22 protein-coding genes are annotated in these 26,105 nt (G+C 73.5%); 13 read left to right on the top strand and 9 right to left on the bottom strand.

What is annotated here, in order from left to right:
- Window positions 1–85 precede the first annotated feature (85 nt).
- A complete protein-coding gene (locus tag ACF09J_RS14695) occupies window positions 86–3,124 on the bottom strand; it encodes a helicase-associated domain-containing protein (RefSeq protein WP_392305774.1) in 3,039 nt (1,012 codons plus the stop codon).
- A gap of 118 nt (window positions 3,125–3,242) precedes the next feature.
- Here ACF09J_RS14695 and ACF09J_RS14690 point away from each other — a divergent pair, with 118 nt between their 5' ends.
- A complete protein-coding gene (locus tag ACF09J_RS14690; RefSeq protein ID WP_392305773.1) occupies window positions 3,243–4,232 on the top strand; it encodes a hypothetical protein in 990 nt (329 codons plus the stop codon).
- 91 nt (window positions 4,233–4,323) lie between these two features.
- Window positions 4,324–4,950 (top strand): HAD family hydrolase, encoded by a 627-nt coding sequence (locus ACF09J_RS14685; RefSeq protein ID WP_392305772.1) that lies wholly within the window; start codon window positions 4,324–4,326, stop codon window positions 4,948–4,950.
- Here the strand turns inward: ACF09J_RS14685 and ACF09J_RS14680 are convergent.
- On the bottom strand, window positions 4,947–5,201 hold the full coding sequence (locus ACF09J_RS14680) for a hypothetical protein (RefSeq protein ID WP_392305771.1): 255 nt from the start codon (window positions 5,199–5,201) through the stop codon (window positions 4,947–4,949). The genes ACF09J_RS14685 and ACF09J_RS14680 overlap by 4 nt on opposite strands.
- 325 nt (window positions 5,202–5,526) lie before the next feature.
- Here ACF09J_RS14680 and ACF09J_RS14675 point away from each other — a divergent pair, with 325 nt between their 5' ends.
- Window positions 5,527–5,910 carry a cold-shock protein gene (locus ACF09J_RS14675; RefSeq protein WP_392305770.1) on the top strand — a complete coding sequence of 128 codons (384 nt, stop codon included), beginning with the start codon at window positions 5,527–5,529 and terminating at the stop codon, window positions 5,908–5,910.
- 26 nt (window positions 5,911–5,936) lie between these two features.
- Here ACF09J_RS14675 and ACF09J_RS14670 read toward each other — a convergent pair whose 3' ends face one another.
- The 4 genes from ACF09J_RS14670 to ACF09J_RS14655 form a co-directional block, all read right to left on the bottom strand.
- Window positions 5,937–6,791 (bottom strand): 1,4-dihydroxy-6-naphthoate synthase, encoded by an 855-nt coding sequence (locus ACF09J_RS14670; protein ID WP_392305769.1) that lies wholly within the window; start codon window positions 6,789–6,791, stop codon window positions 5,937–5,939.
- Complete coding sequence (locus ACF09J_RS14665; protein WP_392305768.1) at window positions 6,781–7,545, bottom strand: futalosine hydrolase; 765 nt, start codon at window positions 7,543–7,545, stop codon at window positions 6,781–6,783. The genes ACF09J_RS14670 and ACF09J_RS14665 overlap by 11 nt, the downstream gene beginning before the upstream one ends.
- On the bottom strand, window positions 7,515–7,988 hold the full coding sequence (locus ACF09J_RS14660; protein ID WP_392305767.1) for a DUF2771 domain-containing protein: 474 nt from the start codon (window positions 7,986–7,988) through the stop codon (window positions 7,515–7,517). The genes ACF09J_RS14665 and ACF09J_RS14660 overlap by 31 nt, the downstream gene beginning before the upstream one ends.
- 76 nt (window positions 7,989–8,064) lie before the next feature.
- Entirely contained in the window at window positions 8,065–9,498 is a 1,434-nt protein-coding gene (locus tag ACF09J_RS14655; RefSeq protein WP_392305766.1) for an MFS transporter, read from the bottom strand.
- A gap of 1,074 nt (window positions 9,499–10,572) precedes the next feature.
- Between ACF09J_RS14655 and ACF09J_RS14650 the strand changes: the two genes are divergently transcribed.
- From ACF09J_RS14650 to ACF09J_RS14630, 5 genes are all read left to right on the top strand, one after another.
- Window positions 10,573–11,499, top strand: coding sequence for a DUF3027 domain-containing protein (locus ACF09J_RS14650; protein WP_392305765.1), 927 nt, complete (start codon window positions 10,573–10,575; stop codon window positions 11,497–11,499).
- Between the two features lie 109 nt (window positions 11,500–11,608).
- Complete coding sequence (locus tag ACF09J_RS14645) at window positions 11,609–14,731, top strand: sacsin N-terminal ATP-binding-like domain-containing protein (RefSeq protein WP_392305764.1); 3,123 nt, start codon at window positions 11,609–11,611, stop codon at window positions 14,729–14,731.
- 137 nt (window positions 14,732–14,868) lie between these two features.
- Window positions 14,869–16,056: an amidohydrolase gene (locus ACF09J_RS14640; RefSeq protein WP_392305763.1), complete on the top strand. Its 1,188-nt coding sequence runs from the start codon at window positions 14,869–14,871 to the stop codon at window positions 16,054–16,056.
- A gap of 241 nt (window positions 16,057–16,297) precedes the next feature.
- Complete coding sequence (locus tag ACF09J_RS14635; RefSeq protein ID WP_392305762.1) at window positions 16,298–17,056, top strand: calcium-binding protein; 759 nt, start codon at window positions 16,298–16,300, stop codon at window positions 17,054–17,056.
- A gap of 203 nt (window positions 17,057–17,259) precedes the next feature.
- Window positions 17,260–18,039: a DUF5707 domain-containing protein gene (locus ACF09J_RS14630; RefSeq protein ID WP_392305761.1), complete on the top strand. Its 780-nt coding sequence runs from the start codon at window positions 17,260–17,262 to the stop codon at window positions 18,037–18,039.
- Window positions 18,040–18,056: 17 nt separating this feature from the next.
- On the opposite strand, the gene ACF09J_RS14625 is transcribed toward ACF09J_RS14630, so the two are convergent.
- Window positions 18,057–20,453: an HAD-IC family P-type ATPase gene (locus tag ACF09J_RS14625; RefSeq protein ID WP_392305760.1), complete on the bottom strand. Its 2,397-nt coding sequence runs from the start codon at window positions 20,451–20,453 to the stop codon at window positions 18,057–18,059.
- A 218-nt stretch (window positions 20,454–20,671) separates the two neighbouring features.
- Here ACF09J_RS14625 and ACF09J_RS14620 point away from each other — a divergent pair, with 218 nt between their 5' ends.
- The 3 genes from ACF09J_RS14620 to ACF09J_RS14610 all read left to right on the top strand — a co-directional run bounded on the left by ACF09J_RS14620 (window position 20,672) and on the right by ACF09J_RS14610 (window position 23,226).
- The gene (locus ACF09J_RS14620) at window positions 20,672–21,463 is read left to right on the top strand and encodes an IclR family transcriptional regulator (RefSeq protein WP_392305759.1); all 792 of its coding nucleotides are present in this window, start codon (window positions 20,672–20,674) and stop codon (window positions 21,461–21,463) included.
- Window positions 21,464–21,628: 165 nt separating this feature from the next.
- Window positions 21,629–22,279: a bifunctional 4-hydroxy-2-oxoglutarate aldolase/2-dehydro-3-deoxy-phosphogluconate aldolase gene (locus ACF09J_RS14615; RefSeq protein ID WP_392305758.1), complete on the top strand. Its 651-nt coding sequence runs from the start codon at window positions 21,629–21,631 to the stop codon at window positions 22,277–22,279.
- Window positions 22,280–22,284: 5 nt separating this feature from the next.
- Window positions 22,285–23,226, top strand: coding sequence for a sugar kinase (locus ACF09J_RS14610; RefSeq protein WP_392305844.1), 942 nt, complete (start codon window positions 22,285–22,287; stop codon window positions 23,224–23,226).
- 78 nt (window positions 23,227–23,304) lie between these two features.
- Here ACF09J_RS14610 and ACF09J_RS14605 read toward each other — a convergent pair whose 3' ends face one another.
- Window positions 23,305–23,589, bottom strand: coding sequence for a DUF2530 domain-containing protein (locus tag ACF09J_RS14605; RefSeq protein WP_392305757.1), 285 nt, complete (start codon window positions 23,587–23,589; stop codon window positions 23,305–23,307).
- Between the two features lie 242 nt (window positions 23,590–23,831).
- On the opposite strand from ACF09J_RS14605, the gene ACF09J_RS14600 reads away from it, so the two are divergent.
- Window positions 23,832–25,280: an NCS2 family permease gene (locus tag ACF09J_RS14600; RefSeq protein ID WP_392305756.1), complete on the top strand. Its 1,449-nt coding sequence runs from the start codon at window positions 23,832–23,834 to the stop codon at window positions 25,278–25,280.
- Window positions 25,281–25,289: 9 nt separating this feature from the next.
- Here the strand turns inward: ACF09J_RS14600 and ACF09J_RS14595 are convergent, their stop codons facing one another.
- A complete protein-coding gene (locus tag ACF09J_RS14595) occupies window positions 25,290–25,472 on the bottom strand; it encodes a ribbon-helix-helix protein, CopG family (protein WP_392305755.1) in 183 nt (60 codons plus the stop codon).
- A 153-nt stretch (window positions 25,473–25,625) separates the two neighbouring features.
- Between ACF09J_RS14595 and ACF09J_RS14590 the strand changes: the two genes are divergently transcribed.
- A complete protein-coding gene (locus ACF09J_RS14590) occupies window positions 25,626–26,063 on the top strand; it encodes a MarR family winged helix-turn-helix transcriptional regulator (RefSeq protein ID WP_100568981.1) in 438 nt (145 codons plus the stop codon).
- Window positions 26,064–26,105 lie beyond the last annotated feature (42 nt).

Genomic DNA, 26,105 nt, shown 5'->3' with positions numbered 1-26,105 from the left:
GCTCTGGACGAGGAGGACGGCCCCCGCGAGCAGCTCCGGGTGGGCTGCGCTGTCACGGCGGCGCCGCTGGCGGAGACGGACCGGTTCAGGCGGAGTCGTCGGCGAGTTCGGCGACCCCGGTCACCCGGTGCAGGGGGTAGGTGCGGACCTCGTCCGCGGTGTGGTCGTACGCGGTCACGAAGCCGCCCTCGACACGGATGGGCGCGATGACGCGCTGGCTCGCCGCGCCCTCGGCGTTGACGTAGCCGATCCACAGGGACTCGCCGGTGAGGACGGCGGCCTGCATGGTGGCGAGGGTCTCGGCGGAGCCGGTGCGCGGCAGCTCCCCGTCCTCCCGCGTGGCCGCGGTCGGCTTGCGCGGGGCCGTGGAGGCCAGGTCGCCCGCCCGGATCGCGCGGATCGCGGCGAACAGCAGCACGGCGTCCGGGGCGGGCGGGCCGTCCGGTACCGGGTCGGGTGCGGTGCGCGGCGGGGTGCGGTGGGAGTGCGCGCGGGTGATCAGCACGTCGCCCGCCGCGGATTCGGCGGCCGGGGCGTAGCCCATCGCGCGCAGGCCCTCCAGGAGCGTGGCCGGATCGGCCTGCGTGGCCAGGACGGTCGGCGCGAGGCGGCGCAGGCCGAGGCCGGCGGACCGCTTGTCGGCGAGGATCTCGTTCAGCAGCGCGTCGTCGTCGCAGCGCACGTACGCGGAGGCCGCGCCGACACGTAGATGGCCGTGCCGGCGGGCCACGTCGTCGATCAGGTACGCCAGCGGCTGCGGCACCGGCGTACGGGAGTGCGCGGCCAGGAAGGCGTGCAGGTCGGAGGCGGTGCGGCCGGCGTCCAGGGCACGGCGTACGGAGGCGGGCGTGAACCGGTAGACGGTCGCCCCGCCCTTGGACTCCACGTCCGCGAGCACCCCCAGCGTCTCGGCCAGCGGCCGCCGCAACGGCCCGGGCGCGACCGCGGTCAGGTCCGCCTGCAGCAGCACGTGATCCAGCGGCTCGGGCAGAAGCGGCGCGAGAACCCGCGCCGCCTCGGCGACGGCAGCGGCCTGCTCGGCGGGGGAGCTGGGAGCGGCGGGGCGGACGGGCGGGACCCGAGCCGGGGCGGGCGCGGGCGGGGACTGGGGCTCGGGCGCCCCGAGGGTTCCCTCCGGCCGGTGGTGCTTGTGGACGGGCAACTTGTCCCCGGGGCTCGCGGGCGCGACCTCGCCCACGGCGGCTCCACGGCCGCCCGCCCTCGCGGCGGCTCCAAGGCCGCCCCCGCCGGTGGCGACTCCCCGGCCTTCCTCACCCGCGTCGGTGGCCGCCTTCGCGCGTGCGGCGGGCCCATGGTCGCCCGCGCCCGCGGTGGTTCCCCGGCCTTCCTCACCCGCGTCGGTGGCCGCCTTCGCGCGTGCGCGGGCTCCGTGACCGCCCGCGCCTGCGGGGGCTCCGCGACCTCCCTCGTCCGCGGTGGTTCCGCCCGTGTCCTCGCCTGCGTCCGTGGCCGCCTTCGCGCGTGCGGCGGGCCCATGGTCGCCCGCACCCGCGGTGGTTCCCCGGCCTTCCTCACCCGCGTCGGTGGCCGCCTTCGCGCGTACGGCGGGCCCGCGGTCGCCCGCACCCGCGGGAGTCCCCCCGGGCGCGGACGCGGGCTCCGGCTCCGCGGGAGCCGGTGCCGACGCGCCGAGCAGTGCGCGGCCGTGGGCGGACAGGGCGCCCCGGCCCGTGATGCCGAGCAGTTCGGCCTCGGACAGCGTCCACCGGGCGAGGCGGCTGCGCAGGTCCTCCTCCTGCCGCGCACCGCGCGGCGGGTGCTCCCAGCGCAACCGGGCCTGCACCGACTCGGCGACCGGCGCGGTGCCCAGCGGCAGCTCCGCGAGCAGCGTGAGCACCCGGTGGCGTACCTCCGGCGCCGCCGAGCGGTCGAGGCCGGGGCCGAGCGCGGACAGCGTCCGGTCCTTGGCGTCCCGTCCGCCGGCCAGCCCCGCGGGCCGCGTGGCCGCCAGCCAGGCCGACGCGAGGTGGGCCCAGCGTTCGGCCACGGGCAGCTCCAGCCACGCGTCGTGGGCCGGGGTCGCCGCGTACCGCTCGTCCGGCTCCCCGTCGGCGGCGACCAGACCGGCCGCGTAGGCGAGTTCGACCCAGAACGCGGCCACCGGTTCGGGCACGTCGAGGGCGACGGCGGTGCGCTTGAGGTCGCGCACGCTCAGTCCGCCCGAGCGCAGCACGCTCGGGCCGCCCTCGTCCCAGTCCCGCAGCAGTTCCTCGACGGTGGCCAGCGCGGTGTACGCCTGCCCGGCCGCCGTGGCGTCCACCATCTGCGGACGGTGGGTCGCGGCCGCCTCCACGGCCGGCGGCACCGGCTCGGGCATGCGGTGGGCGCGGCCTCCGCGCAGGTGCAGCGCCGCCTCGCGGGGCAGGACGACGGTTCCGGGCGCCGTGGGCAGCAGCAGCCCCCGGTCCAGCAGCCGCCGCAGCCGCGGCGCCGGGTCGGGAGTGACCTGGCCGTAGGGCGGCCCCCACACCAGGCGCTCAAGGACCTCCAGGGAGTCCGCCGGCAGCTCGGCGAGCAGCGCGGACATCCGCGCGCGGTCGGTGAACAGGTCGGTGAGCGAGGCGACGGCGGAGACGGAGTCGTGGGTCGACGGCAGCCCGGCGGTCGTCACGATCTCCTGGATGCGCCCCGGCGACATGCCCGCCGTGGCCTCCCGCACCGTCGGTCCGAGCCCGGTCGGGGACGGGTGCTGAGGCGACGGCGCGAGCAGCTCGCGTGCCGTGCGCACCAGACGGAGCCGGTCGTCGTCGCCCCAGACGAGGGCCTGCTCGCGCAGGGTGCCGAGGGCGCGGGGCAGCGCGGCGGCGACGACCGGATCGCGGTCGTCGGAGGCCATCAGGCCGAGCAGTTCGTCGTACGTGGCCGGGTCGCCGGCCACCGCGAGCGCCTGGGCCGTCTGCTGGGCGAACCGGTCGAGCCGCTCCAGGGCGCGGACCACCGAGGCACGGGTCCCGGCGCGTGTGGCGAGCTGCGTGAGGTCGGTCGGGACCGGGGTGATGAGGTCGGGGCGGCTGCGCAGAAGCGCGGCCAGGGAGGCGTCGTCGCGCGCGCGGAGCGCTTCCGCGAGCGAACGCGGGGCCGCCGGTTTCTCATCGCTGCTCATCCGATTCACGGTACCGGGTGAGAGTCGCGCCCGGCCCGGTACCGCGGCACCGGGCACCGCGCGGAAGGCGGTAACGTCGTCCAGCGGGGTCATCGGCCAGCCACCCCGGAGGGGCTTCGTGGGGATCGAGAGCGATCAGGTCGTCTACGAGTATCTGAGTCGCGTCGGCGACGTCGCTCAGCAACGCCAGTTGTCCTCGGCCACCCGGATGCGCCTCGTCGCGGAGTTGCGCAACGAGATCGACCGGCAGCGCGCCAAGGCCGCCGTGGACAGCCCCGCCGCCGTGCGCCGCATCCTCGACGGGCTCGGCAGTCCCGACGACATCGTCGCGGCCGCGGGCGGCACCGGCCGTGGCGGACCGGGGACGGCGGCACCGGCCGTGCCCGCGCAGCGCGAACCGGAGGCGGACCAGGCGCGCCCGAAGGGGCTGCGCAAGGTCGTGCCCCGGCCGCGTCCGCCGCAACCGCAGTCGCGCCCCGCGCCGTCCGACGGCCCGTCACCGCCGCACCTGGCGACCGCCGACGAACTCGGCGGCCCGGCGGGCGCCTCCGAGTGGTGGAGCGTGGGGCGGGGGACCTCGGCGATGGGCGACGAGGTGCCCGGCTTCATGGGCGGGGTGGAGATCCCGGAGCTGCTCAAGCCCCCGCCCGCGAAGGAGCCCGCGCAAGCGGAGCCCGCGCCCGGGGCGGCCGGTGCCACGGAACCGGTGGAGGCCGCCGAGCCGGACGCGCCCGCCGGGCGCCGGCGTCTCGCGCTGCCGCCGTTGCTGACGGGCCGGAGCAATCCGCTGCTGCTGCTCGCGGCCGGACTGCTGGTGGTCGGCGCCGTCCTGGGCAACTGGTACGCGCTGCTGCTCGGCTGGGTCATCGCCTACGCCTCCCGCCGGCTGACCCCTGCGGAGTCCAAGTGGGCCGCCCTCGGCATGCCCGGCCTGGCGCTCGCCGCCTGGGCGGTCTGGCTGTGGGGCCGTACCGACGACCGCTGGGGCACCCCGATCGCCGAGGGCCACATGAACGACGCGGTCGCCCAGACCTGGCCGTGGGTGGTCAGGGCCGCGGCCGTGCTGTCGGCGCTGTTCCTGGTGTGGCGCTCGCAGCGCCGGAAGTAGCCGCGGGAGGCCGGAAGCAGGCGCGGGAGGTAGGTGTACGTCACACGGACCCCGGGTCTCGCGGCCGGGCCCCCTGGGCACAATGGCCCATATGACCTCTCGCCCGCCGACCGTCGGCTTCGACCTCGACATGACCCTCATCGACTCCCGCCCCGGCATCCGCGCCTGCTACCTGGAGCTCTCCGCGCGGACGGGGACGTACATCGACGCCGACCTGGCGGTCACACGGCTCGGTCCGCCGCTCGCGGAGGAGCTGGTCAACTGGTTCCCGGCGGAGCGGGTGGAGGCGGCCGGGGCTCTGTACCGGGAGCTGTACCCGGCCACAGCCGTCTCCGCCACGCCCGCGCTGGCCGGCGCCCGCGAGGCGATCGAGGCCGTGCGGCGGGCCGGCGGGCGGGCGATCGTCGTCACCGCGAAGTACGAACCGAACGCCAAGCTGCACCTGGAGCACCTGGGCATCGAGCCGGACGCGGTGATCGGCGACCTGTGGGCCGAGCAGAAGGCCGAGGCGCTGCGCGAGTACGGCGCCAGGGTGTACGTCGGCGATCACGTCGGGGACGTGCGGGGCGCCCGTGCGGCCGGCGCGCTGTCGGTGGCGGTGGCCACCGGACCGTGCGACGAGGAGGAACTGCGGGCGGCGGGCGCGGACGTCGTGCTCGCGGATCTGACCGGGTTCCCGGCCTGGCTCTCGGCCGACGGCGCGCTGTTCAGCCGCTAACGGGAGTCGCCGCGCGCCTGACGGCGGCCGGCCGCGATCGACCGGAGCACGCCCGCGCCGGCGATCAGGAAGCCGACGGCCATGAGCATGCTCAGTCCGAACATGTAGGTCGGGAAGGGCTTCGCGCCGAGGAACAGCGGCGCCAGCGTCACCGCGGTGGCCACCGCGCCGACGAAGAAGACGACGGCACCTGCACGGACCAGCCGGTCACCGGCCGTGGGTTCGGAATGGGTTCGGGTCTGGTCACGCACCCCACCAGGATAGGTCCTCACCGCGAAGCGGCCGCGGCCGCGGGGCGTCCGCCGTCCGGTGCGCGCGCTGTCCGGGTGTCGTCACTCTGCGCGAATTCGGGTTGCCGCGGACGCCCCCTCATGTGCTGAGATATCCCCTGCCTCCCTCACCCGGGAGCGGGCGCACCCACGCCGATCGGCCAGGTTCGGCCGACTGGAGTGGGCGGGCTCGACGGCGGGTAAAGAGCTGGGGAGGCTACGGGACAACGGCAGGCACGAGCGAGCGCTAGATAGCCTGACCTGCGGCAACAGTGGTTCGGCTGACCGGTGAGATGGGGTGCGTGCTTTGCCTACCGGCAAGGTCAAATGGTTCAACGCTGAGAAGGGCTTCGGCTTCCTCTCCCGCGACGACGGCGGCGACGTGTTCGTCCATTCCTCGGTGCTCCCGGCCGGAGTGGACACGCTCAAGCCGGGGCAGCGGGTGGAGTTCGGAGTGGTCGCCGGTCAGCGCGGTGACCAGGCCCTCTCCGTGACGCTCCTGGATCCGACCCCCTCGGTCGCCGCCGCCCAGCGCAAGAAGCCGGACGAGCTGGCGTCCATCGTGCAGGACCTGACCACCCTCCTGGAGGGGGTCGCACAGACCCTGGAACGCGGCCGCTACCCCGAGAAGTCGTCCGGCAAGAACGTCGCCGGACTGCTGCGCGCGGTCGCCGACCAGCTGGACGTATGAACCGACAGGGCCGACAGGGCTGAGGCCTAGGGAAAAGCGAGCGCGTCCGGGCCGAGGGGCGGTACGAGCCCCTCGGCCGCCGCACGTGTGAGCAGCCCGCGGACCGCCGCGTAGCCGTCCTCGCCGAGGCCGGCGGTGAACTCGTTGACGTACAGCCCGATGTGCTGGTCGGCGACGGCCGGGTCCATCTCCTGGGCGTGCTCCATGACGTACGGCCGGGAGGCCTCCGGGTCGTCCCAGGCGGCGCGCACCGACGCGCGGATCGAGTCGGCGAGCCGCGTCAGCGTCCGCTCGCCCAGCGACCGCCGGGCGATGATCGCGCCGAGCGGGATCGGCAGCCCGGTGGTGTGCTCCCAGTGCTCGCCCATGTCGGCGAGCTTGTGCAGGCCGTAGTTGCCGTAGGTGAAACGCGCCTCGTGGATCACCAGACCGGCGTCGACCTTCCCGTCCCGCACGGCCGGCATGATCTCGTGGAACGGCATGACCACGATATCGCCCACCCCTCCGGGGACGACATCCGCGGCCCACAGGCGGAACAGCAGGTAGGCCGTCGACTTCTCGCTCGGCACCGCGACCGTGCGGCCCGTGAGGTCGGCGTCGGGCTCCTTCGTGAGCACCAGGGGTCCGCAGCCCCGGCCCAGCGCGCCGCCGCACGGCAGCAGCGCGTACTCGCCGAGGACGTACGGCAGCACGGCGTAGGACACCTTCAGCACGTCCAGCTCGCCGCGCTCGGCCATGCCGTTGGTGACGTCGATGTCCGCGAAGGTGACGTCGAGCGCGGGCGCGCCGGGGACGCGGCCGTGGGCGAGCGCGTCGAAGACGAACGTGTCGTTGGGGCAGGGGGAGTAGGCGATCCGCAGTCGGCTGCTGTCAGGGCTCATGTGGGTTCCAACTCGTGAGGACGGGCGCCAGCTTCCCGAAGCCCTCGGTCAGGGCGGTCAGGGCGTCGCCGATGCGCCAGGCGGCGCGGTCGCGCGGGCCGACGGGGTTGGAGACCGCGCGCACCTCCAGCACCGGGACGCGGTGCGCGGCGGCCGCCTCGGCGACTCCGAACCCCTCCATGGCCTCGGCCAGAGCGCCGGGGTGGCGGGCGCGCAGGGCGTCGGCGCGCGCGGCGGTGCCGGTCACCGTGGAGACGGTCAGCACCGTGCCGGTACGGGCCGAGGCGGCGGCCGCCATCGCCCGTACGAGCGCTTCGGGCGGACGGTGGGTGACGGTGCCGAAGCCGAGTTCGGTCACCGGCAGGAATCCCTCGCCGGTATCGGCGCCCAGGTCGGCGGCGGTGATCTCGTCGGCGACGACGAGCGAGCCGACCGGCGCGCCGGGCGCGAAGCCGCCGGCGATACCGGCCGAGACGACGAGGTCGTAGGCGGCGCCGCCGAGCGCGGCGGCGGTCAGGACGGAGGCGGTGGTCGCGGCGGCGAGGGCGGGGCCGACACCGGCGGCGATCACGTCGACGGCGGGCGGCCCGGGAACCCGGCGGAGGCTCGCTCCGGGCAGCGCCGGCAGCGGCTCCTCACGCACGGGCCCGGCGAACGCCCGTGCCACCGCGTCCCGTTCGACAGGGACGGCGGTGGCGACGAGGACGCGTGGCGAGGACGTGGTCAGGAATCCTTCTTCAGCTTGAAGGACCACAGACCTCGCACGTCCTTCTCGCCCTCCTTGATGGACACCAGCGTCGAGTTGCCGCTGGCGCCGTACTGGGCGTTGAAGAAGACGCTGCCCGGGATGGTGCGGTAGGTCTTGGTGCTGGAGTCGGTCAGCGGCTGACCGTTCATCAGGATGGTCCAGCCCGTGTCCGCGATCTTCGGGTCGACGCCGAAGCGGACGGTCTCGTCCGGGTCGACCTTGATCGTCTTGATGTCCTTGGACTTGAGGCACTTGGCCAGGTCGGCGGTCTTGAGCGCGTTGCCGTCGTTGTAGCAGTTGGCTTCCGAGCTCACCGAGGAGCTGCCGACGGTGAGCGTGGCCAGCGGGGTCGGCTTGGAACAGGCCGACAGCGCGAGCAGTCCGGCGGAAACGGCGCCGGCAGCGGCGACGGCGCGGCGGCGTCGCACGGCGGAATGCAGCGTGGTCATGGCGGAAGGCTATCGGGCGCGTCCGGCCGCCCGCCCACGCGGGGGTACGACGTGCCGTACGGCCCGCTGCGGCGCCTCATGCCACCCGGGGCCGCGTGGTGCCCCCGTGCCGGGCGGAGGCGAGCAGGCCGCGGACGGTGGGCAGCCAGCCGGCGGCCACGAGCCCGGCGCCCACCGACAGGCCCAGCACGCCGTTGAGCGGCAGCACGATGCCGATCGCGCCGCCGAGCACCCAGGCCACCTGGAGCAGGGTCTCGGAGCGGGCGAACGCCGAGGTCCGCACCGGTTCGGGCACGTCCCGCTGGATCAGCGCGTCCAGGGACAGCTTGGCCAGCGCCTGCCCGAAGCCGGCGATCGCGGCCAGGCAGGCCACCAGGAACGCGCCGAAGAAGACCGCGGCCGTGACCGCCGCGCCCAGGACGATGGCGACGACGGTCACGATGATGATCTCGGGCGCGCGCGATCTCAGCCAGGCCCCGACCGCCGTGCCCAGCGCGTTGCCCGCGCCCGCCGCGACGCCCACGATGCCCAGCGAGACCGCCGCGCTCTCGCCGGTCAGCGGGTGCTCACGGAGCAGGAACGCCAGGAAGAAGATCAGGAATCCGGACAGGCAGCGCAGGGCGGCGTTCGCGGCGAGGGCGTGGGTGACGGCCGTGCCTACGGTGCGCAGGCCGGGGCGCTTGAGCGGCTTGCGGCGGGGGCCGCGCAGATGCTGCTCGTCGGCGGCGAGCAGCGCCCGGTCCTCGCCCTTGGCCGAGTCGACCTTCGGCGGCAGGGCGAAGGACAGGAACGTTCCCGCGACGAAGATGACGAAGGCGCCGTAGAGCGGCCAGCGCGCGTCGAGGGTCTGGAGGCCGGCGCCGATGGGGGCGGCCAGGCCGGTGGCGAGCAGCCCGCCGAGGGTGACCCGTGAGTTCGCCTTGACCAGGGAGAAGCGGGGTGGCAGCAGCCGGGGTACGACGGCGCTCCTGACCACGCCGTACGCCTTCGAGGCGACCAGCACGCCGAGCGCGGCCGGGTACAGCTCCAGGCTGCCGCTGGCGGCGGCGCCCGCGATGATCAGCGCGAGCAGCGCGCGGGCCAGCATCGCGGCGGCCATCGCGGCGCGGCGGCCGTGCGGGAGGCGGTCGAGGAGGGGGCCGATCACGGGGGCGAGGACCGTGAAGGGCGCCATGGTGATGGCGAGGTACAGCGCGACCCGGCCGCGGGCCTCGTCGGTGGGCACGGAGAAGAAGACGGTGGAGGCGAGCGCCACGGTGATCATGACGTCTCCGGCGCCGTTCACCGCGTGCAGCTCGATCAGGCGGCCGAGCCCGGACTCGCCGGCGCCATGGGCGTTGGTCGCCCTGCGGATGCCGCGGACCGCTCCGGTCACGGGCAGGTGCAGGGCACGCCCGACCGCGCGGACGGACCCGCCGAACCGGCCCGAACCGCTGCCCCGGCTGCTCCCCTTGACCCCCTTGTCCCCACCGACGCCGGTGGTTCCCGGGGGCGTCCTTGCGGCTGCCACTCCGTCATACTGCCCCGGAACCGGCACGGGTAGCGCCATGGCGGCCCGGATGCGACCAACCAGACACCCCGAACCCACCCACCCGGCCCCGACCCGCAGCACCGCGCCGGGGCCCGCGGGCGCCCGTCCGCCCGGCTGCGCTGCCGAGCGGGGCTCGTCCCCGCCGGCCCCCGATCCGCCCACGCGCACGGCACCGGCCCGTCCCGCGCCCGGCGGGGCCGCCCCGCCGCGTTGTGACGGCGATCGAGGTCCGCCCTCACCGCCTCCGATCCGCCCACCAGCCCGGCCCTGGCCCACCGCGCTGCGCTCCGGCCGGTGGGCGGCCGCCCCCCGGCCGCGCTGCCGAGCGGGGCTTGCTCCCACCGGCCCCGGATCTGCCCACGCGCAGGGCACCGGCCCACCGCAACGCGCCCCGGCCGGTGGCGCCCGCCGCCCCGGCCGCGTTGCCGAGCGGGGCCCGCCCCCACCGCCCCGGCCCGCCCACGCGCACGGCGTCGGCCCGTCCCGCGCCCGGCGGGGCCGCGCTGCCGCGCTCGTCACGGCGCGGCGGGCCTGCCCGTCCCGGTTCGCCGTCGCCGTGACCGCTTGCCCGGTCATGGGTCCCGGAGGTCCGGGGCCCCGAGGCCTGCCGCGCACGCGGTTGTGGCGATCCGGCCGCTCCGGCGGCTCCGCCCGCCGGTTGCCGGGGCGGCCGCGCGTCCGGTGGCCCGGGGGAATGGGTTCGGGCGCCGGCCGGGTGGCGTGCCGGGGGCCCGGTGCGGGTGGGACTCGCGGACTTGGAGGCAGGTTCTCGGTGGGGTCGGTGGGGGCTGACGGCGGAGGGAAAGTTTGGGCGGGGCGTCGTGAAGCCAACGTCGGTGTAGGCCGAGCGGCGACGAGAAGGTAGCGTGCGTAGCGCGCCGTGGCGAACGTTCTCGACCGCGCGCCTTACGGGCATACCGCAGAATGGATGACGTAGGTGCGCCCGAGCGCGATCGGGCGTGGACGTCGACGCGGTCCCAGGGTCCGCTCCGTCCGCCCCGCCGCCTTCAGGCCGGCGCACCCGAAAGACGGCGTAGGAGAGAAGCGATACCTGTGAGCGCAGCGACCACGCGAAGCCGCACCCCCGACCGCCTGTGCGCCGAGGCAGTCGACCTCGCCCGGGCCGCAGCCGAGGAGGCGGCCGCGCCCGGTGTCGTCGGCGAGCACGCGGGAGTGCTCTCCGAGGGCGACCGGGTCGTCACGCACTTCTTCGAGTGCAAGGAGTTCGGCTACCGCGGCTGGCGCTGGGCCGTCACCGTGGCCCGCGCCTCACGCGCCAAGATCGTCACCCTGGACGAGGTCGTCCTGCTGCCCGGCCCCGACGCGCTGCTCGCGCCCGAGTGGGTGCCGTGGAGCGAGCGCCTGCGCCCGGGCGACATGGGCCCCGGCGATCTGCTGCCCACCGACGCCGAGGACCTCCGTCTGGAACCCGGCTACTCCGGCGAGGACGAGCCCGCGCCGAACGCCGCCGTCTCCGAGGAGATCGCGGACCTGGCGGAGGCGGAGGACGCCGACGTCACGGCGGGTCCGCCGAGGAACCTGCCCACCGCCCCGTCCCGCGGTTCGATCCCCGCGGTCGCCGAGGAACTCGGCATGCGCCGCGCCCGGGTCCTGTCCCGCTACGGCCTGCACGTCGCCGCCGACCGCTGGGAGGAGGGCTTCGGCGCGAAGACCCCCATGGCCCAGGCGGCCCCGGCGGCCTGCGTGAGCTGCGGCTTCCTGGTGCCGATCGGCGGTTCGCTGGGTCAGGCCTTCGGCGTGTGCGCCAACGAGTTCTCCCCGGCCGACGGCCGCGTGGTCTCCCTGACGTACGGCTGCGGCGGGCACTCCGAGGCCGCGGTGATGCCCAGGCCGCCGCAGCCGGCCCCGCCGGTGATCGACGAGACGCGCGTGGACCCCTTCCCGCTGCGTCCGGCTCAGGACTCCGGCTCCGTGCCGGTGACCGGGGACGACGAGACCGCCGAGCTGGGGCACTCCTAGGACAGCCCGCCCCGCGACCGGCCCGGACCGGTCCGTCCGTCCGTCCGCCGGGCGAATGGCCTCTCCCACGCGCGGTACCTTCGTCGTCACGCCGATGAGGAGAGTGAACGTGAGCATGTTGGTGCAGCCGTCCGCCGGAGGCGATCCGTTCGGGACCGCGCGCCTGCGCCGCGGCGTGCTGGACGCCTGGGCCACCAGCCCGGCCCGGTTCCGCGAGGACGCCAACGCGGAGGAGGACCTCGTCCTCGGCGGCTACCGCGACCGGCTCGTCGTCGAGCTGGCGCAGAACGCGGCCGACGCCGCCGCCCGCGCGGGCGTGCCCGGCCGGCTGCGGCTCACCCTGCGCGACGACGTGCTGCTCGCCGCCAACACCGGCGCCCCGCTCGACGCGGCCGGCGTGGAGTCGCTGGCCACGCTCCGGGCCTCCGCCAAGCGCGACGACTCCCGCGACCGCGCCGTCGGCCGCTTCGGCGTCGGCTTCGCCGCCGTCCTCGCCGTCACCGACGAGCCCGCCGTCGTCGGCCGGCACGGCGGTGTCCGGTGGTCGCTGGCCGAGGCCCGCGCGCTCGCGGAGGAGACCGCACGGCACAGCCCCGGGCTCGGCGACGAGATCCGCCGCCGCGAAGGACATGTACCGCTGCTGCGGCTGCCGTTCGCCGCCGAGGGCACCGCGCCCGACCCCTACGACACGGTCGTCATCCTGCGCCTGCGCGACGCGGCCGCCGCCGACCTCGCCGAACGCCTCCTGCACGCCGTCGACGACGCCCTGCTCCTCGCCCTGCCCGGGCTCGAGGAGGTCGTGGTCGAGATCGGCGACGCCGCACCGCGCACCCTGAGCCGCCGCACCGAGGGCGCCCTGACGGTCGTGGAGGACACCCTCGAGGGCACCACCCGCTGGCGTACGGCCGGCGCGCACGGCCCGCTCACCCCGGACCTCCTCGCCGACCGCCCGGTGGAGGAGCGCCTGCGCCCGCACTGGTCGGTCACCTGGGCCGTCCCCGTGGACGCCGACGGCACCCCGGCCCGCCCCCGCACCAGCCCCGTCGTCCACGCCCCGACCCCCAGCGACGAACCCCTCGGCGTGCCGGCCCTGCTCATCGCCTCGTTCCCGCTGGACAGCACCCGCCGCCACACCGCGCCCGGCCCGCTCACCGACTTCCTCGTGCAGCGCGCGGCCGACGCCTACGCCGAACTCCTCGCCGCCTGGCGGCCGGTGACCGAGGGCGTCATCGACCTCGTGCCGGGGCCCCTCGGCAAGGGCGAACTGGACGGCGCGCTGCGGCAGGCCGTCCTCGACCGGCTGCCGCGCACCTCCTTCCTGCCGCCCGCGGCCGTACCCGGGGAACAGGACTCCGACCTGCCCGAATCCCTCCGCCCCCGGGACGCCGAGGTGGTCGAGGGCGCGGGCGCCGCCACCGTGCGCGTCCTCGCCGAGGTGCTGCCCACGCTGCTGCCCGCCGGACTCGAACGGCGTGTGGAGCTGCGCACGCTGGGCGTGGCCCGTCTGCCGCTGACCGACGCCGTCGACCGGCTGGCCGGCCTGGAGAAGGAGCCGGACTGGTGGCGGCGGCTGTACGAGAGCCTCGCGGGCGTCGACCCCGACCGGCTCTCCGGGCTGCCCGTGCCGCTGGCCGACGGCCGTACGACCATCGGGCCCCGGCAGGTCCTGCTGCCCGTCGCAGGCGACGCCCTCAGCGACCCGGAGGTGCTCGCCCGGCTCGGTCTGAAGGTCGCCCACCCGGACGCCGTCCATCCCCTCCTGGAGAAGCTCGGCGCCCTGCCCGCGACGCCGCGTGCCGTGCTCACCACCCCGCAGGTGCGGGCCGCCGTCGCCGCCTCCCTCGACGAGGACACCGGCGGATGGGACGAGGACACCCCGGACGCCGAGGAACTCGCCGACACCGTCCTCGCGTTGGTCCGGGACGCCGCACTCGAACCCGGCGACGAGCCCTGGCTGGGCGCGCTCGCCCTGCCCGACGAGGACGGCGAACTCGCCCCGGCCGGCGAACTCGTCCTGCCCGGAGGCCCGTTCGCCCGCCTCATGCGCGAGGGCGAACTCCCCGCCGTGGATGCCGAGCTGGCCGGAAGGTGGGGTGAGCAGCCGCTCGCCGCGTGCGGTGTGCTGGCGAACTTCGCGCTGGTGCGGGCCACGGACGTCGTCCTCGACCCGGACGAACTCGACCCGCGCGAAGGGGACTTCCCCGAGCCGGACGACCCCGGGCTACTCGACGCGGTCGACGTGTGGTGCGAGGACCTGCTCGACCGGTTCCCGGACACCCCCGTGCCGCCGGTCGCCACCGAGATCGTCGCCGTGCGCGACCTGGACCTCGTCGACGACGAGCAGTGGCCCCGGGCGCTCGCGCTGCTGGCCCGGCCGCCGCTGCGGGACGCGCTCACCCAGCCGGTGCGGATCCTGCTGCCCGACGGCACCCACGAGATCGTCCGGCCGTACACCGCGTGGTGGCTGCGCGGGCACCCGGTGCTCGGCGGGCGCCGCCCGGCCGGTCTGCGCGCCGCCGGCTCCGACCCGCTGCTGCGCGGACTGTACGAGGAGGCCGACGCCGCCGGCTTCGACGACGAGCAGGTGCTGCGCGCGCTCGGCGTGCGCACCAGCGTCGCCGCGCTGCTCGAGGAGCCGGGCGGCGCCGCGGAGTTGCTGGAACGGCTCGCCGACCCCGAGCGCCCCGTGACCTCCGCCCAACTGCACGCCCTGTACGGGGCGCTGGCCGAACTCGATCCGGAACAGGTGACGCTGCCGGACGAGGTGCGGGCCGTGGTCGACGGCCGGGTGGAGGTCGTGGACGCCGCCGACGCCGTGGTGTGCGACTCGCCGGACCTGCTGCCGTTCACCGAGGGCGTCCCGCTGCTGCCCGTACGGCCCGCGCTGGCCGCCGAGCTGGCCGAGCTGTTCCAGGTGCGGCGGCTGAGCGAGTCCGTCACCGGCGAGGTCGGCTCCGAGGGCACCGAGCACGACGTACCGGAGCCGGTACGGGTCCTGCTCGGAGCGCGCACCCCCCGCACCTACGTCGAGCACGAGGAACTGGTCGTCGACGGCACCGAGCTGGACTGGCGTCTCACCTCCGACGGCGTCCTGCACGCGGCCACCCTGGAGGGCGTGGCCGCCGGCCTCGCCTGGGCGTCGGGCCAGTGGCCGCGCCGGTTCGAGGTCGCGGCGCTCCTTGAGGACCCGTCCCGGACGGGGGAACTGGCACGGGACCGCTGGTTCGACTGAATCTGTATACCGAATAGTCGCCATCTCGCGGCGTGCTGGATCCGAGCGCCTCAAGGGTGGCCGACGCGCGATCGCCGCGCACGGCGAGCTGTCTTGGTGCGAGTCCGATGTACGGCCTTCCGGTATACCATTCTGGAATGGCTGATCTGACTCTGACCAATGTCCGTCCCTGGGGCATGGCGGCCGTCGACATCGTCGTCTCCGACGGGAAGATCCGCGACCTGGTGCCCGCCGGTGCCGCGGGCGAGCCCGGTGAGCGCGTGGACGGCGGCGGACTGCTCGCCCTGCCCGGCTTCATCAACGCGCACGCCCACGTGGACAAGAGCTGGTGGGGCCGCCCGTGGGTGTCCTACGGCGGCGAGCCCACCACCGCGGGACGCATCGCGCACGAACGAGCCGAGCGGGACGCGCTCGGCATCCCCAGCGCGGGCAACAGCCTCACGGTGCTGAGGGAGTTCCTGCGGCACGGCGTCACCGCGGTGCGCAGCCACGTCGACGTCGACCTCGGAGTCGGCCTGCGCGGGATCGACGCCGTCCGCGAGGCGGCGGAGGTGCTCGGCGGCGCGATCGAGGTGGAGATCGTCGCGTTCCCGCAGGACGGGGTGGTCCGCAGGCCCGGCGTCCTCGACCTGCTGGACCGGGCGGCGGCGAACGGTGCGGGCAGCATCGGCGGACTCGACCCGGCGGCGATCGACCGCGACCCGGTGAAGCAGCTCGACGGGCTGTTCGAGATCGCCGAGCGGCGCGGGGTCGGCATCGACATCCACCTGCACGACGGGGGAGAGCTGGGCGCCTTCCAGTTCGAGCTCATCGCCGACCGCACCCGCCGCGCCGGGCTGCGGGGGAAGGTCAACGTCTCCCACGGCTTCGCCCTCGGGGAGGTGCCCGCGGGCCGGCAGGCCGACCTGCTCGACGAGCTGGCCGAGGCCGGAGTCTCCTGGTCGACGGTCGCGCCGGTGCGCACGGCGCCGCTGCCCTGGCGCGGGATGCGGGACCGGGGGATGCCGGTGGGTCTGGGCACCGACGGGATCCGCGACCTGTGGTCCCCGTTCGGCGACGGCGACCTGCTGCGCGTGGCCCTGGACTTCGCGCGGCTCCACGGCCTGCGGACCGACGAGGACCTCGGCTACGCGGTGGAGCTCGCCACCACCCGAGCCGCGGGCTTCGTGCACCGGGGCGTCCACGATCTCGCCGCGGGCGCGCCCGCGGACATCGTGCTGGTCGACGCCGAGAACGTGCAGGACGCCCTGATGCGGTCCCCTCAGCGCGAACTTGTGATGTCCGGCGGACGAGTGGTGGCCCGCAACGGCGAGCTACTGGTCTAGGGCGGCGCGCGACCTGTCGCCGGCACCCGATGGCGGAACTGTTCCCGCCGGTATTTCCCCGAGGTCGGATGCCGACCGGCCACCGGTCTTCACGTTTCCTCCGTGCACCCGTCATCAGTCGTACAACCTTTCACTTCCGCCCCCGGTCATGTCAGTGGAGTCAGCAGGCTCCTCAGACATGGACCGGGCGCGCATGGTGTCGAGCCGCGGCGGCCCGGCCTCCTGAACGTGGGGACAACACATGCGCATTCGTGCCTCTGCCGCCGTCGTGACCGGCGTACTGGCCCTGTCCGCCCTCGCCGTCCCGGCCGCGCAGGCCGACGGCGGGTTCGGCGACGTCAAGATCACCAAGGTCGTCGTCGACGGCGACAACAAGGTGGCCATCTCGACGTCCGGGCTGAAGACGATCAAGGTCAGCGTCACGGCGACGGACAACTCGGGCATCAAGCGGGCCGACTCGTTCACGCTGCAGGGCCCCGGCTTCGGATTCGCCACGAGTAGCAAGCCGACCTGCACCGTCGTCAACGCCACCACCTCGACCTGCACCGGCTCGGTCAAGGTCGACCCGAAGGTCGACTACCTCAGCAACAAGAACGCCGGCCGCTGGTACGTCGACGCGTGGATCGACGCCAACGACGGGGACTACATCTGGAAGGAGAAGGCCGGCTCCTTCCTCTTCCAGCGCGCCGCCAAGCTCACGGTTGACGCGGCGCCGGAGCCGGTGAAGAAAGGCAAGACCATAACGGTCACGGGCGCGCTCACCCGGGCCAACTGGGAGACGCTGAAGTACGGCGGCTACGCCTCCCAGCCGGTGAAGCTCCAGTTCCGCAAGAAGGGCTCCAGCACCTACAAGACGCTGAAGTCCGTCAAGACGGACTCCAAGGGCAGGCTGAAGACCACGACCAAGGCCACGGCCGACGGCTACTTCCGCTACTCGTTCGCGGGGAACTCGGCCACCTCGGCGGTCGATGCCAAGGCCGACTTCGTCGACGTCAAGTAGGCGGCACTGCTCTGTCCCGGGCGGCGGTCGGTCGCGCCACCGCCCGGGCGGACACAAGAAATCCAGATCTCCGTGCAACCTTCTTCACGGATCAGCGATCTGATCATGTGAGTCAGACAGACTCCACGATCATTGGGCCCCGCGCCGAAGCCGAACCGTCAGGGACGACCGGCGCCGGCCCCATTCTCCACCTGGGGAAACGTATGCGTATACGAGCCACTGTGGCAGCCGTGTCCGGCGCCCTGGCCCTCTCCGCCCTCGCCGTGCCCGCAGCGCACGCCGACGAGGTGGAAGGAGACACCAAGATCTCCAATGTCGTCGTGAACGGCGGCAAGCCGGTCGTCGTCACCGCCACGGGCGCCAAGAAGGTCACCGTCACCTTCACCGCCACGGACGACTCCGGCATCGACTTCGCGCAGGCGGTCCTGTACCACGGTGCGAGCGTCGCGAAGTCCGACAGCGGCGCGGTGGCCAACAGCAGCGACGGCAGCGCCAAGTGCACCAAGGTCAACGCCACGACGTTCAACTGCACGTCCACCTTCACCCTGAAGCCGATGGACAACCTCATCAACTCCGTCGCCGGCACCTGGAAGGTGTGGGCGATCGCCGCCGCCAAGGACGGCGACTACGTGATGAAGGAAAACGCCAAGAGCTTCAAGGTCCAGCGTCTCTCCAAGCTGACCGCCGACGCCGCGCCGGAGCCGGTGAAGAAGGGCAAGACCCTGACCGTCACCGGCAAGCTGACCCGGGCCAACTGGGAGAGCGGCAAGTACGCGGGCTACACCGCCCAGTCGGTGAAGCTGCAGTTCCGCAAGAAGGGCTCCAGCACCTATACGACGCTGAAGACGGTCAAGACGGACTCCAAGGGGAACCTGAAGACCACGACCAAGGCCACGGTCGACGGCTACTACCGCTACTCCTTCGCGGGCAGCTCGACCACCCCGGCGGTCAACGCCGCGGGTGACTTCGTCGACGTGAAGTAAGCCACCCGGCGTCCCGTCTAGACGGGAAAGCGGCGGCCGGTCCACTTCCACAGGAACTCCAGGACGGCCGCCGCCACCACCGCGATGCCCACCGCGAGCCACGGCATCGTCGTGCCCTCCAGCTTCAGTGCGAAGAAGTCCTGGAACGCGGGCACCGCCAGGACGACGAGGAACGCCAGGCCCATCGAGGCCACCAGGGTGATCCGCCACCAGGTGCAGGGGCGGGCGACGATCGCCAGGACCCACATCGAGACCAGGAACAGCGTCAGCGTGGCCGCGCTGGTCTCCGCGTCCAGGGCGCCCGGCCCCGTGTAGTGGTGGCGGGCGACCAGATACGTCACGAAGGTCGCCACGGCGGCCACCGTCCCGCCGGGCACCGCGTAGCGCATGACCCGCCGTACGAAGTGGGGCCGGGCCCGTTCCGTGTTCGGCGCGAGGGCCAGGAAGAAGGCCGGCACACCGATGGTGAGCGTGGACAGCAGGGTCAGATGCCGGGGCAGGAAGGGATACTCCACCTGCGAGCAGACCACCAGCACCGCCAGCAGCACCGAGTAGACCGTCTTCACCAGGAACAGGGTCGCGACCCGGGTGATGTTGCCGATCACCCGACGCCCCTCCGCGACCACGGACGGCAGGACGGCGAAGCTGTTGTTCAGCAGCACGATCTGCGCGACCGCCCGGGTGGCCTCCGAGCCCGAGCCCATCGCCACGCCGATGTCCGCGTCCTTCAGCGCCAGCACGTCGTTCACCCCGTCGCCGGTCATCGCGACCGTGCGCCCGCGTGACTGGAGGGCGCCCACCATGTCCCGCTTCTGCTGCGGGGTGACCCGCCCGAACACCGTGCCCCCGTCCACCACCGGGGCCATCTCGTCCCGCCCGGCGGGCAGCCGGCGGGCGTCGACGGCGGTCCCGTCGAGGCCGACCTTCGCGGCGACCGCGCCTACGGACACCGCGTTGTCGCCGGAGATGACCTTGGCGCTGACGTCCTGCTCGGCGAAGTAGCGCAGCGTCTCGGCGGCGTCGGGCCGCAGCCGCTGCTCCAGCACGACCAGCGCGGCCGGCCGCACGGTCCGGGCCACCTCCGGGTCGTCCAGGTCGCGTGCGGCACGGGCGAGCAGCAGCACGCGCAGGCCCTGTTCGTTCAGCCGCCCGGTCTCGGCTAGGGCGGGGGCCTCGGCCGGCAGCAGCACGTCCGGGGCGCCCAGCAACCACGTACTGGACTCGCCGTCGCCCTCGCTGAAGCTGGCGCCGCTGTACTTGCGGGCGGAGGAGAAGGGCAGCGACTCCACGCAGCGCCACTCCTCGCTGTCCGGGCAGGCGGCGATGATCGCCTGGAGGGAGGCGTTGGGGCGCGGGTCGGACTCGCCGAGCGCGCCGAGCACCTTGCGCACGTACGACTCGTCGTAGCCGTCGAGCGACCTCAGCTCGGTGACGTCCATGCCGCCCTCGGTGAGGGTGCCGGTCTTGTCCAGGCAGACGGTGTCGACGCGGGCGAGGCCCTCGATGGCGGGCAGTTCCTGCACCAGGCACTGCTTGCGGCCCAGCCGGATCACACCGATGGCGAAGGCGACGGAGGTGAGCAGGACCAGGCCCTCGGGGACCATGGGGACGATCCCGCCGATGGTGCGGGCGACGGACTCGCGCAGGTCGTTGTTCTTCACCACGAGCTGGCTGATGACCAGGCCGACCGCGGTCGGGACCATCATCCACGTCACGTACTTGAGGATGGTGGAGATGCCGGTGCGCAGCTCGGAGTGGACGAGCGTGAAACGGGAGGCCTCCTCGGCGAGCTGGGCGGCGTAGGCGCCGCGGCCGACCCTGGTCGCCTGGAAGGCGCCGCCGCCGGCGACGACGAAGCTGCCGGACATCACACGGTCGCCGGGCCGTTTGACGACGGGGTCGGCCTCGCCGGTGAGCAGCGACTCGTCGATCTCCAGACCGTCGGTCTCGACACAGGTCCCGTCGACGACGACCTTGTCGCCGGGACCGATCTCGATGAGGTCGCCGCGGACGATCTCGGGGGTGGCGATCTCGACGGCGGTGTCGTCGCGGCGCACCGTGGGGCGGGCCTCGCCTATGACGGCGAGCGAGTCGAGGGTCTTCTTCGCCCGCCACTCCTGGAGGATCCCGATGCCGGTGTTGGCGATGATCACGAAGCCGAACAGGCTGTCCTGGATCGGGGCGACGAACAGCGTGACCAGCCACAGGACGCCGATGATCGCGTTGAACCGGGTGAAGACGTTGGCGCGGACGATGTCGGGGAGCGACCGGCTGCTGCGCACCGGCACGTCGTTGATCTCGCCGCGGGCGATGCGCTCCGCGACCTCGGCGGAGGTGAGTCCGGTCGACCGGACCGCCGGCACGGGCACGGGGTGCACGGGGTCGAGTTCTGCGCCCGCGTCGATGTGCGTCATGCATTCGACGGTACGTGCGGTTGTGCGGCTTCACTCGTCGGGGAGGCGGAAGATCCGACCTGGGGAGGAGAGGGGCTCGTACCGCCGTCGTACGAGTGTGGCGAGCGACCGGTGTTGTGCATTGCACAACGATATGCTGCATAGCACCGATCGTGGCCTACGATGCTCGGCACGATCGGCGCGGCACCCGGCACACCGGTTCAGCGAGGAGGCCACTTGTGACCGACCAGCTCGCCCCCACCCCCGGCGCGCGCAACAACTCGGCCTCGCTGCGCCGGGCGCTCGGGATCCTCATCAGGCTCGGCGACGACGTCGAGGGCCGCGGCTGCACGCTCACCGAGCTGGCCGCGCAGCAGGGCCTGAGCAAGTCCACGGTGCTGCGTCTGCTGCAACCGCTCATCGACGCCCGGTTCGTCCAGGTCCTGCCGGGCGGCGCCTACCGGCTCGGCTGGCGCAACGCCCAGCTCGGCCAGGTGTACCTGGCCGGAAACGACCCGCACCGCGACGCACGCGACGTGCTGAAGGACCTGTCGGAGTCGACGAACGAGACCGTTCACCTGGTCACGGCGGACTTCCCGCACGTGGTCTACGTCGACAAGGTCGACAGCCCGCTTCCCGTGCGGATGGCGTCGCGGATCGGCACCACCCAGTCGGCGTACTGCACCAGCGTCGGCAAGGCCATGCTGGCCCACGCCGACGCCGCCGTCGTCGACGCGGTGATCGCGGCCGGCATGACCCCGCGCACCGGGAACACCATCACCGACGGCGACGCGCTGCGCGCCGAGCTCGCGAAGACCCGGGCCCGCGGCTGGGCGATCGACGACGTCGAGAACGAGGCGGGAGTGCGCTGCGTCGCCGCCCCGGTCTTCGACGCCACCGGGGCCGCGACCCACGCGATCAGCGTGTCGGCGCCCGAGGAACGCATGCCGGCCGAGCGGGTCCCGCAGGTGGCGCCCCTGGTGACAGCGGCGGCCCGCGCCATCACGCAGCGGTGGGGAGGCCGCGGATGACCATGGCCGCCCCCGGTGCCGGACCCGGCCGGAGCCCGCTCGCGCGGCGCGGCCGGGGCGCCACCAGGTTCCGCTGACCACCCCCGACCCACGGCGTGACCTGCCTCGTCGAAGGCGACCAGGCGGCCCGCCCCCCACCACCCTGTTGTGAGAAGGAGCTGCTCCGTGGCCCAATCGGCGGCCCCCCTGCCCCTGCCCCCGGCCCTGACCGAGACCCGTGTCGTGGCCGTGCTGCGGCCCGCGACGACCGAGCACCTCGCCACCACCGTGGCCGCGCTCATACGCGCCGGTGTGCGAGCGATCGAACTGACCGCCACCACCCCGGACTTCACGGCCGTTCTGGAACGCACCGTCCGGCAGTTCTCGGCCGACGCGGTGATCGGCGCCGGCACCCTCACCGACGAGTCCCTCACCCGCGCTGCGATCGACGCCGGAGCCGGGTTCGCCGTGTCACCCGGCCTGGTGGACGCACTGCCCCGGATCGCGTCCGGACACGGGGTCCCGAGCATCGTCGGCGCCTGGTCGCCGTCCGAGGTGATGCGGGCCCACGCCCTCGGCGCCGACGCCGTCAAGATCTTCCCCGCCGCCACCGGCGGCCCCGGCCACCTGCGCAGCCTGCGCGAACCGTTCCCCGGCATCCCGTTCGTCCCGTCGGGAGGGATCACGGTGGAGACCGCCGGCTCGTACGTGGCCGCCGGGGCGGTCGCGGTCAGCCTGGGCGGCGCGCTCACCGGCAGCGCGCTGCGCGACGGCGACGTGTCGGTGATCGCCCGGCGCGCGGCCACCCTGTTCACGTCGATCGAGGAAGCGGTGTGAGCGCGATGGGTCCCGAAGTCGTCACCCTCGGCGAGTCCATCGGACTGCTCACCCAGTCGGCGGACATGCCGCTGATCCGACAGCCCACCCTGCGACTCGGCTTCGGCGGCGCCGAGAGCAATGTGGCCATCGGGCTGGCCCGGCTCGGCCGCGCTGCGCACTGGATCGGCCGGCTGGGCACGGACGAGGTCGGCGCGCTCATCGCCAGGGAGCTGCGCGCCGAGGCCGTCTCGACCTCGATCGTGCGCGACCCCGCGCCGACCGGCCTGATGCTCAAGACCCGCCAGGCCTCGGGCCGGGTCCAGGTCGGCTACTACCGCACCCACAGCGCCGGCTCCCGCCTCGCGCCCGCCGACCTCGACGAGGCCCTGATCGCCGGCGCGCGGATCCTGCACGTCACCGGCATCACGCCGGCCCTGAGCGCGTCCGCGTCCGACGCGGTGCGCAGGGCCGTCACCATCGCCGAGGAGCACGGCGTCACCGTCTCCTTCGACGCCAACTTCCGCTCCCGGCTGTGGGACGAGGACCGGGCCCGTCCGGTGCTGAGCCATCTGCTCGGCAAGGCAGGCATCTTCTTCGCCACCACCGAGGAAGCCCTGCTGTTCACCGACGAGAAGGATCCCGAGCGGCAGGCGAGGGCCATCGCCGCACTCGGCCCCGGCCAGGTCGTGATCAAACTCGGCTCCGCCGGCAGCGTCGCCTGCGTCGACGGGGCCGTCCACCGGCAGCGGCCCCAGCCGGTCGCCGTCGTCGACCCGGTGGGCGCCGGAGACGCGTTCGCCGCCGGCTACCTCAACGGGGTGCTCGACGGGGCGGACGCGGCCGAATGCCTTCGGATCGCCGGTGTGTGCGGAGCCCGTGCCGTGACCGTCGCCGGTGACTGGGAGGGCGCTCCGTTCGCGGCCGAGCTCGACGACACCGGCTGCGACACCGACGTCGTCCGCTGACGAGGGCGGCCCCGGTCCGGGGCCTGGGCCGGGGCGGGCGCGCCCTGCCTCGGCCCGCTCGTCCGGGTCGGGGGCTCCCTATTCCGCGGACGTCGGCTGCTGCGGCAGCCCCGCCCGCTTTGCCGCCGCCCGCTTGATGGCGGCGTCCCGCTTACGGACGTACCAGATGCCGATCAGGCCCAGGCCGCCGCCGGCCAGGCAGGTCCACACCCACCAGGCGTGGCCGTGGTCGTCGAACCAGCCGTAGAAGGGGAGCTGGACCAGGAAGAGGACGAACCACACGATCGTGCCGCCGGTGATGGTGGCGACCACGGGGCCCTCCAGGGGCTCCGGCGCCTCGTGCTTGGGGGTCCACTTCGCCATGGGGATCAGCTTACGGGGCGCGGGGCGGAAGCGTCCCGTCCCTGGCAGAGGCATGGTCTACGCGCGGAGATGGTCTTTTGTGCTTCATATGTTCATACTGAAACGGTCCGAGTCTGGCCACTTCTCTTCGTAGGAATCACCAACAGAGTCACAACAGGGACCTGGGGGAACCTGTTGCTTGTCGGTTTGCTCCTCGGTCCGGCCCGGAACTCCTACTCACCCGCACCCTTGAGGTCACCCGCATGTCCACCTCGGCCACCGCCAAGGCTTCCGCCCCCGAGCAGCCGGGAACGCCCCCGTACGGCGCCCTCGACCGCTACTTCAAGATCTCCGAGCGGGGCAGCACGCTGTCCCGAGAGATCCGCGGCGGTTTCGCCACCTTCTTCGCGATGGCCTACATCATCGTGCTGAACCCGATCATCCTGGGCAGCGCGAAGGACATGTACGGGCACCAGCTCGACAACGGCCAGCTCGTCACCGCCACCGTCGTGACCGCCGCGTTCACCACGCTGCTCATGGGCGTCATCGGCAACGTGCCGATCGCGCTCGCCGCCGGCCTCGGCGTCAACACGGTCGTCGCGCTCCAGCTCGCGCCGCGCATGACGTGGCCGGACGCCATGGGCATGGTGGTCCTGGCCGGTTTCGTGGTGATGCTGCTGGTCGCCACCGGACTGCGCGAGCGCGTGATGAACGCCGTGCCGCTCGGTCTGCGCAAGGGCATCGCCATCGGTATCGGCCTGTTCATCATGCTGATCGGGCTCGTCGACTCCGGCTTCGTCTCCCGTATCCCGGACGCCGCCCACACCACCGTCCCGCTCCAGCTCGGCGCCGACGGCCATCTCAACGGCTGGCCGGTTCTCGTCTTCATCCTGGGCGCGCTGCTCACCCTGGCGCTGATCCTGCGCAAGGTGCCCGGCGCGATCCTGATCTCGATCATCGCGATGACCGTCCTGGCGCTCGTGATCAACTCCGTCGCAAAGGTGCCCTCCTGGGGTCTGACCACCCCGAAGTGGCCGGGCAGCCCGGTGGCCACCCCCGACTTCGGCCTGCTGGGCAAGGTCAGCCTGTTCGGCGGCTTCGGGAAGGTCGGTGTGCTCACCGGCGTCCTGTTCGTCTTCACCGTGCTGCTGTCGACCTTCTTCGACGCCATGGGCACGATCATGGGCATCAGCGACGAGGCGAAGCTGACCGACGCCCAGGGGCAGATGCCCGGCATCAACAAGGTCCTCTTCGTCGACGGCATCGCGGTCGCCGCCGGTGGCGCCAGCTCCTCCTCCGCCACCACCTGCTTCGTGGAGTCGACGGCGGGCGTCGGCGAGGGCGCCAGGACCGGCTTCGCCAACGTCGTCACCGGCGCGCTGTTCGCGGTGGCGCTGTTCCTGACCCCGATCGCCACCATGGTGCCGTCCCAGGCGGCCACCCCGGCGCTGCTCGCGGTGGGCTTCCTGATCCTGTCCGGCTCGGTCAGGGAGATCGACTGGGCGGACTACACGATCGCCATCCCGGCCTTCGTGACGATGCTGATGATGCCGTTCACCTACTCGATCACGAACGGCATCGGCATGGGCTTCATCACCTTCGTGGTGCTGCGCCTGGCGGCCGGCCGCGGCAAGGACGTGCCGGCGGCGATGTACGTGGTGGCGGCGGTCTTCGCCTTCTACTACCTGATGCCGGCCCTCGGCCTGACCTGATCCCCGGGGTCAGGTGACCCCGTAGAACCTCTCCGTCTCCTCGACGGCGGTCTGGAACCGCTCGTCGAAGTCATCCCGAATGAGCGTCCGGACGACATAGTCCTGGACGCTCATTCCTCTTTTCGCGGCATGGCACCTGAGCCGTTCGAGCAGCTCGTGGTCCATGCGCAGGCTGAGCACGCTGGTCCCCATGGACACGAGGGTCGCGGGACCCCTCCGCGCCAGGCGTCATGTTCCGGACCGGGATCACCCGAAAGAGTGATGAGATCTTCAGTGGCGGGAGTCACGGGCGCAGGGCGTGTTCCCGGTGGTATTTAGCGAGAGTAATGAGTTACGCTAAAGAACATGCCGGACCTCACCCATGGCGACGACGCTGCCGCCGTGAACTCCCTGCGCTCCGCCGTGATGCGGTTGTCCCGTCGGCTCAAGCACCAGCGCGTCGACGAGTCGCTGAGCCCCACCGAGATGTCGGTGCTGGGCACCCTGTCCAACTGCGGAAGCGCCACGCCGGGCGAGCTCGCCCGCAAGGAGCATGTGCAGCCGCCGTCGATGACCCGCATCGTGGCGCTGCTGGAGGCCAAGGGGCTGGTCAGCCTGGAGCCCCACCCCGAGGACCGGCGTCAGAAGGTGGTCACGAGGACCGCCCAGGCCGAAACGATGCTGGAGGAGAGCCGCCGCAAGCGGAACGCCTTCCTGGCCGGCCTGGTCGAGGGTCTGGACGAGGACGAGTGGGCCAAACTGAGCGCCGCCGCCCCCGTACTGGAGAAGCTCGCCCACCTGTAGAACACGTACCACTCGGCGAGCGAGCAGCCGGCCAAGGAGGCG

It is taken from the genome of Streptomyces sp. NPDC014889 (assembly GCF_043081205.1).
Classification (GTDB): Bacteria; Actinomycetota; Actinomycetes; order Streptomycetales; family Streptomycetaceae; genus Streptomyces.
This window is presented reverse-complemented; position numbering and strand designations above follow the sequence as displayed.

What these genes read in the sequence shown, in the direction of transcription:
- ACF09J_RS14695 (WP_392305774.1), bottom strand. Translation starts at nt 3,124, where the DNA reads ATGAGCAGCGATGAGAAACCGGCGGCCCCGCGTTCGCTCGCGGAAGCG.
- ACF09J_RS14685 (WP_392305772.1), top strand. Translation starts at nt 4,324, where the DNA reads ATGACCTCTCGCCCGCCGACCGTCGGCTTCGACCTCGACATGACCCTC.
- ACF09J_RS14670 (WP_392305769.1), bottom strand. Translation starts at nt 6,791, where the DNA reads ATGAGCCCTGACAGCAGCCGACTGCGGATCGCCTACTCCCCCTGCCCC.
- ACF09J_RS14660 (WP_392305767.1), bottom strand. Translation starts at nt 7,988, where the DNA reads ATGACCACGCTGCATTCCGCCGTGCGACGCCGCCGCGCCGTCGCCGCT.
- ACF09J_RS14640 (WP_392305763.1), top strand. Translation starts at nt 14,869, where the DNA reads ATGGCTGATCTGACTCTGACCAATGTCCGTCCCTGGGGCATGGCGGCC.
- ACF09J_RS14635 (WP_392305762.1), top strand. Translation starts at nt 16,298, where the DNA reads ATGCGCATTCGTGCCTCTGCCGCCGTCGTGACCGGCGTACTGGCCCTG.
- ACF09J_RS14630 (WP_392305761.1), top strand. Translation starts at nt 17,260, where the DNA reads ATGCGTATACGAGCCACTGTGGCAGCCGTGTCCGGCGCCCTGGCCCTC.
- ACF09J_RS14625 (WP_392305760.1), bottom strand. Translation starts at nt 20,453, where the DNA reads ATGACGCACATCGACGCGGGCGCAGAACTCGACCCCGTGCACCCCGTG.
- ACF09J_RS14610 (WP_392305844.1), top strand. Translation starts at nt 22,285, where the DNA reads ATGGGTCCCGAAGTCGTCACCCTCGGCGAGTCCATCGGACTGCTCACC.
- ACF09J_RS14605 (WP_392305757.1), bottom strand. Translation starts at nt 23,589, where the DNA reads ATGGCGAAGTGGACCCCCAAGCACGAGGCGCCGGAGCCCCTGGAGGGC.
- ACF09J_RS14600 (WP_392305756.1), top strand. Translation starts at nt 23,832, where the DNA reads ATGTCCACCTCGGCCACCGCCAAGGCTTCCGCCCCCGAGCAGCCGGGA.
- ACF09J_RS14595 (WP_392305755.1), bottom strand. Translation starts at nt 25,472, where the DNA reads ATGGGGACCAGCGTGCTCAGCCTGCGCATGGACCACGAGCTGCTCGAA.
- ACF09J_RS14590 (WP_100568981.1), top strand. Translation starts at nt 25,626, where the DNA reads ATGCCGGACCTCACCCATGGCGACGACGCTGCCGCCGTGAACTCCCTG.